Source organism: Streptomyces sp. NPDC046866 (assembly GCF_040704625.1).
Lineage (GTDB): Bacteria > Actinomycetota > Actinomycetes > Streptomycetales > Streptomycetaceae > Streptomyces.
This window is the reverse complement of sequence record NZ_JBEYXN010000060.1, coordinates 1-5,615: the sequence shown is the minus strand read 5'-3', so window position 1 is coordinate 5,615 and position 5,615 is coordinate 1. Positions and strand designations below refer to the sequence as shown.

Here is a 5,615-nt window from a genome sequence, read left to right as displayed (position 1 = left end):
CAGGGGGGACCCTGTGGGAGAGTAGGACGCCGCCGAACAATCATTGTGGGAAAGCCCCGCACCTTCTGGTGCGGGGCTTTTCTGCGTTTACGGGCAGGTGCCGGGGCGGCTCGGTATCCTGGGCCGCGTTCCCCTGGAGGACTCGATGACAGCACAGCAGGTGGAAGACGGCGGCCCGCTCATCCCCCAGCCGGCCATGACGAGGGAAGCGCTGCGGGACGCGGTGCGGCGTATCGACATGGCGAGCCTGGCGGTGCTCGACCGGGAGTGCAACGAGGCCTTCGACCGGGCCGCGGAGACGGGTGCGATCAATCCGCTGCGGTTCTTCCTGATCAAGTGGGCGACGCACGTGGCGATCCACCGGTGGCCGGCCCGGGCGGCCGCCCTGCGTGAAGCCGAGCGGATCGCCGGCGACCCGGCCGCCAGCGAGCAGGAGTTCCGGGCCGCGATGGAGACCAGCAGCCGCATCCTCGCCGAGGCGCAGCGGGACATCGGCCTGTGAGCCCGCGGGGCGAGGGCGTGGAGGGCGACGGCGGCTGGGCCTGGGAATGCGATCCCAGCCGGGTATGGGTGTTCGGCGACATGCCGCCGGAGCAGCAGGAGCTGGTGGGCGCCGTCATGGAGGGCCTGGTGGACCTGGCCGCGATGGGCATCGACCCCAAGGATGGCAGCCTGTACGAGGACCCGCAGCCGATGCGGCTGCGCACGTACGAGGACGAGCACCTCATGCTCTGGTACCAGACCATCCCGCACCGCAGCCGCGTCTACCTGAAGCGGGTCAACCTCTAGGTTCGGTCTTCCAGGGGAAGGCTCCACGGCCGGCCCTTGCGGGCCGTGTCCGCCTGCGCGACGTAGCACCGTCACCAGCTTCCCGAAGGCGCGCGGGCCTCAGCCCGGAGAACGGGGCTATCCGGGACGGCTCCGACGCCGTGATCACACCAGCTGCATCGAGATCATCTCGCCCATGCGATCACTTCTGCTCATGCCCGTGGCCGAGAATCCTGCCATGAGCGAAGGCGACGGCTACGAGGCATCCACACGTACATTCCTTGCATGCGCAGCCGAAGTGGCTCGCCTGCTGGAGCTTGAGGCTGCGGCCGACGTGCCTGAAGACCGACGTGCGCGGCACCTGGCCGCAGCCGCACGAAGGCCACTGCTGGAAAGCGCCAGCCTGCCGGAGGAGTTCTTCGATCCGCTGATGGCTGCTGCTGTCTACGACCCGGACCCAAGCTTCTGCCGTTGGTTCGTCGAGCCGGCACTCTACGCATTCGGGCGCCGCAGAGTCATGACAGCATTGCTCGGTTATCTCCGCACGGGCACGACCGCCGAGATAGCGGGTGCCCGGCGAGCCTGGTACTGCGCGCATCTGCCACTACGCGTTGACCGGTCACCGGCCTACGCGCCCAGTGGAAGCCGCGATCCTGCCCTGGATGAAGTGGACGACGTGGTGGACCAGTGGCTGGAGTCGTCCAGCCCCCAGCAGCGTGATCGCAAGGCCTCAGCGAGGCACAACCGAGCCTGAGACCTTGTGGCCAGAGGGTCGTGGCATAACTCCTCGGGTTACGGGACAGCCCTTAGGGCTCGGTCTCCTTCTTCCTCCGATCCACGGCTCTGGACTGGCTTCCTGTCGTCACGCAGCGGAACCAGGCGCCGAGGCTCGCCGTGACCGGTCCCGCCCGGCGATGGCCTCGGCGACCTCTTGGATGGCGCCGCGAAGAAGGTCACCGTAGGGGTTCTGAGGAAGGCTGGGGGCGTGGGTCTTGGCTGCGTTGATGTGCTCGGTGGCGGCTTCGAAGGAGCCGAGGCGGCGGTAGTCGTCGGCGAGGTTGAGGTGCAGAGAGGGGTAGAAGCCAGCGATGTCGAGGCCGGCGTGGTGCTCCTGGACGCGCTCCGCGGTCATGGCGTCGGCAGCGTCCAGGGCTCGGACGTCCCAGGCGAGGGCCTGGGCGGGATCTTCGTAGAGATCTGCCATGTGGTGGGCGAGTGAGCATCGGTGCAGCGGGTCACCGGTGGCACCGATCGCAGACCACAGGCCCAGCAGTGTCTGGCGGGCGGAGGCCCTGTTACCGGCCTGGCCCTCGGCGACGGCGTGGCCTATTGCTTCCATCGTCCGGTCCGGGCTCGCGGATGGGGTGGCCATGGGTTGTTCCTCGTCGTTCTTGTCAGGTGGAGTGGTCGGACTGGATGGGCATGGCCAAGGTGGTGAGATCGCCGTGGTCGGCGGAGCGGATCGTGACGGGCTGGTCGTGTCCCCGTAGGTCGAGCAGTACGTCGGGGCCGATGGCCGTGCTCACAGCGGGATAGAGCGTGGTCAGCTCGAACCAGATCTGGAGGGTCTGGCCCGTCGCGGTGGCCGGGAGCGGGATGTCGGGGTGCCCGTCGTGTGCTGACATGACGCTCACTCCGTGGTTGGCAACATGCAGCCCGATGCGATCGCCGGGGTGCTCTTCGAGGGCTCGAAGGAGCGGATCCTTCGAGACCGTCGCACGAGTGGTGACCTCGCCCAGTGACGCGAGCATCAGCCGATAGTCGGGAAACGCGTCGGGCAGCAACCGACAGTGCCGGTCCTCTCGGTCGGCCACACGGAACCAGATCCCGTTCGGGACTGCTTCCAGTCTCACCAGCGGGCTGCGGCGACTCGCTGCGACCGCAGCCCGCAGTTCGTCGCCGTTGACCGTGCCGGCCCACGTCTGGGCCGGTGGTCCAGCGGGCACCAGGGTCCGAGTGGAGAGCCGGTATCGGTCCGTCGCGGTCAGGGCCACGGCCTCATGACCTGCCTCGATGTGCAGACCAGCGAGGGACGGCATCCCGGGCTCGTGCGCGGTCGCCGTCAGGACTTGCTCGACCGCAGCCGCCAGCACGGGCCCCTTCACCACCGCGATGGGAAGACCTGGCGCGCCGCCGAGCGCGGACTTGATGACAGCAGCCTTCTGCCGCACGGCCGCCGCATCCCCGTCGACCTTTGCCACGTGTTCATCCAGGAGCCGGGAAGCCTCGTCGGCCCCGGAACGAAGTACCGCCTCGACAGCTGCCAAAGGCATGGCGAGCTCGCGAAGCTGACGCAGCGCGGTCGCCTGGGCCACCTGGTCAGTGCTGTAGTAGCGATAGCCCGAGACCGGGTCGACTTCGGCAGGGGGCAGCAGCCCGGAGTCGGCATAGAACCGCAACGCACTGGAGGTCAGACCGCTGCGTCGGGCGAAAGCCCCGATCGGCATCAGCTCATCATGTGGCACCGCGCCATCATCAAGCTTCAACCAACTCGAAGGTCAACGCCGACGAGCAGCGACACCAACCTCATGGCCAGCAACGTCCAGGGTGTCGTCGGGACAGGTTGGTGACGCTACTGGGGCTTCTGGCTTCGGGGAGGCCTTCGGTGTAGGGGAGGCCTTCGGTGTAGGTGTAGGTGTAGGCCAGGCCGGGCGCGTTCGCGCGTGGCCCGGCGGTCACTCGTTTCGCCGACGCCGAGGTGTCGGTAGCGGGCGGCGGCCGTGGGGCTGACCTGGAAGCGCTCGGCCGCCCGCCGCAGGGGCCAGCCGAGGCCCCCCACCCATTTCCCAAACCCGGCCGCAGCCGGTTGGCGGCCTGGTCCGCGGGCTGCGGGATGACCGCCCGGATCCCGCGCCGTCGCAGATGACGGGGGAGGGCCCGGGGCGAGTACGCGTTGTCAGCGAGGACGGCAGCCACAGTGGTCAGGGTTCTGCCGACCGGCTGGGGTACCCGCATCCGCGCCACGACCGCTCGAATGCGGGAACGTCACGGGCTTGGCCGGGCGTGACGGCGGCCCGAGCGCCTGGTCCAAGTCGCCCGCGGCGTCGGCCTGCGTGAGCAGCAATCGCGTCGATCACCTGCCGGTGATCCCGCCACCGCCCGCCCCCGCCCCACGTGAATGCAGTCCTTGGCTTCCTGAGACAGCCGGTCGCCCGAACGCATCAGGACTGCGGGTCGTCAGGGGCCCTCAGCCGTGCTCGGGCCGCGGCCCTCACCGCGGCCGTCTCCATCGGATCGTCGCGCAGTGCGGCGATCCGTCCCAGGGTCTCCGCGTGCACGGGTGCCGAGGTGATTCCCAGCAGGCGCGTCGTTTCCTCGCAGTCCCAGAGGGCCTCGGCGTACACGTGCTCCAGCCCGTCGCCGTCGATGGCGGCGAGTGCCTCGAGGTACGCGGTCCGCTCGTACGAGTGCGGGGTGTGCAGCCAGAAGCGCCGCAGGTAGGGCACCGCTCCGGCGGCTTCGGGACCGAACCGGGCCAGGCGCCGGGCCGTCCGGTCGGGGCCGCACCAGGTCCGCGCCGTCCACTGTTCGACGAGTTCCTCCACCAGGCCCGGCAGGGCCTCGGGGCCGGGATGGTCGGCCAGGACCTCCGCCCCCAGCCGAGCCAGCCAGGGGCGGTCCTCCCGTACCCAGCCCCGCGCCGCCGGTACGGCGAGGGCACCCAGACGCTCAACGGCTCGCCTGAGCAGGGGCAGGGGCCGGCGGCCGTCCGACCGCTCCAAGGAGGGAACCAGCGGGATCAGGTCCTGAGCAGGCTCGCGGGCGTTCAGGGCGCGCAGTGCGTCGACCTTCGTGGCGTCCTCCGTGCGGGTGTCGGCGAGCAGAAGGAGAAGCTCTGCCGTGTCGAGCCCGGCGAGGGACGGCCGAGGAACGAACGAAGGCCTCTGGACCTCGATACCGAACCTGGTCCACGGCTCCGAGAGCCACGGAAGCTCCGCCTCGGCGTCGATCCTGGCGCGGGCGACATCACCGAGGTCTTCCCACCAGTGCGGCGGCCAGGCAACGGCCAACGACTCCAGCACGCTGACCCAGTGCTCGCCTTTGCGGACATACGCCCGAAGCCCTTCACGGGCGTCGGGGGAGCCGGCGAGAGCCAGCAGCGCGAGTACTTCGCAGGCGCGCAGACAAGACTCCTCGTCCCCCGCCAGCTGGTCGAGAATCGGCGTGGGGGACAGGTCCAGATCACGGACCAGCCGGGCCAGGTACACGGACCGCTCGTCGCTCTGGTCCCACCGCCAGTCACGACGGATCCCTGCATACACGAACACGGCAGAACGTCCCGGGTCCTTCAGCGCTCGCACCGCGCCCAAGCCCCGCCCCCGTTGCAGAAGACCCTGGAGGCAGTCCGACCGGGCATACGACATCTCGTCCTCATCGCTCATCACCGGGCACCTTGCCCGGCCTGCCGCCGATCCGCCAGGCGATATCCGCCCTGCCCGGTGCCATTGCTCACCGCGCGGCGTGCTGCCGCCGTGCCCGGTGGAGGGCGACCTGCGCGGGGCGCCTTCACCCGACACCGACCCCGTGGCGACCTCGTCGGCATCGACCGAAGCCGGCAAGAGGCGGGCCTTTGACACCCCCTCCATCCCAGATGTAGACTTGAGCGGTTGCCTGGAACGGAGACGTTCGGCGACCACCCCAGCAGAACCTCACGCAACCCGCGGAATCTCATTCCACGGGTTCGTACTCGACTCCTCACTCGGGAATCCGAAGCCGGGAAATCCGGTGGAAAACTTCTGATAGAGTCGGACTCGCCGAAAGGGAAACGCGAAAGCGGGAACCGGAAAGCGAAACCCGCTTCGACCGGGAATCGGACACGAAAGAGTCTGATAGAGTCGGAAACGAAG

At 69.1% G+C, this 5,615-nt stretch carries 6 protein-coding genes and 3 pseudogenes; 3 read left to right on the top strand and 6 right to left on the bottom strand.

All coding sequences use genetic code 11. The features are described from left to right. Positions 1-145 precede the first annotated feature (145 nt). Positions 146-502: a hypothetical protein gene (locus AB0953_RS35290; protein ID WP_366863694.1), complete on the top strand. Its 357-nt coding sequence runs from the start codon at positions 146-148 to the stop codon at positions 500-502. Further along, entirely contained in the window at positions 499-789 is a 291-nt protein-coding gene (locus AB0953_RS35285) for a hypothetical protein (RefSeq protein ID WP_366863693.1), read from the top strand. Before AB0953_RS35290 ends, AB0953_RS35285 begins: the two co-directional genes overlap by 4 nt. A gap of 2 nt (positions 790-791) precedes the next feature. Here the strand turns inward: AB0953_RS35285 and AB0953_RS35280 are convergent. Then, a pseudogene (locus tag AB0953_RS35280) lies at positions 792-937 on the bottom strand (IS5/IS1182 family transposase); the annotation flags it as partial. 69 nt (positions 938-1,006) lie between these two features. Between AB0953_RS35280 and AB0953_RS35275 the strand changes: the two are divergent. After that, a complete protein-coding gene (locus AB0953_RS35275) occupies positions 1,007-1,522 on the top strand; it encodes a hypothetical protein (RefSeq protein ID WP_366863692.1) in 516 nt (171 codons plus the stop codon). A gap of 108 nt (positions 1,523-1,630) precedes the next feature. On the opposite strand, the gene AB0953_RS35270 is transcribed toward AB0953_RS35275, so the two are convergent. The 5 genes and pseudogenes from AB0953_RS35270 to AB0953_RS35250 form a co-directional block, all read right to left on the bottom strand. After that, positions 1,631-2,140 (bottom strand): hypothetical protein, encoded by a 510-nt coding sequence (locus tag AB0953_RS35270; RefSeq protein ID WP_366863691.1) that lies wholly within the window; start codon positions 2,138-2,140, stop codon positions 1,631-1,633. Between the two features lie 22 nt (positions 2,141-2,162). Continuing rightward, positions 2,163-3,233, bottom strand: coding sequence for a MerR family transcriptional regulator (locus AB0953_RS35265; RefSeq protein WP_366863695.1), 1,071 nt, complete (start codon positions 3,231-3,233; stop codon positions 2,163-2,165). 200 nt (positions 3,234-3,433) lie between these two features. Beyond that, positions 3,434-3,535: pseudogene (locus tag AB0953_RS35260) on the bottom strand (IS481 family transposase); the annotation flags it as partial. Positions 3,536-3,564: 29 nt separating this feature from the next. Next, a pseudogene (locus AB0953_RS35255) lies at positions 3,565-3,678 on the bottom strand (IS5/IS1182 family transposase); the annotation flags it as partial. A gap of 251 nt (positions 3,679-3,929) precedes the next feature. Beyond that, positions 3,930-5,036, bottom strand: coding sequence for a hypothetical protein (locus AB0953_RS35250; protein ID WP_366863690.1), 1,107 nt, complete (start codon positions 5,034-5,036; stop codon positions 3,930-3,932). Between the last annotated feature and the right edge of the window lie 579 nt (positions 5,037-5,615).

Coding starts and splice junctions, on each gene's coding strand:
- AB0953_RS35275 (WP_366863692.1), top strand. CDS start 1,007: ATGAGCGAAGGCGACGGCTACGAGGCATCCACACGTACATTCCTTGCA.
- AB0953_RS35290 (WP_366863694.1), top strand. CDS start 146: ATGACAGCACAGCAGGTGGAAGACGGCGGCCCGCTCATCCCCCAGCCG.
- AB0953_RS35270 (WP_366863691.1), bottom strand. CDS start 2,140: ATGGCCACCCCATCCGCGAGCCCGGACCGGACGATGGAAGCAATAGGC.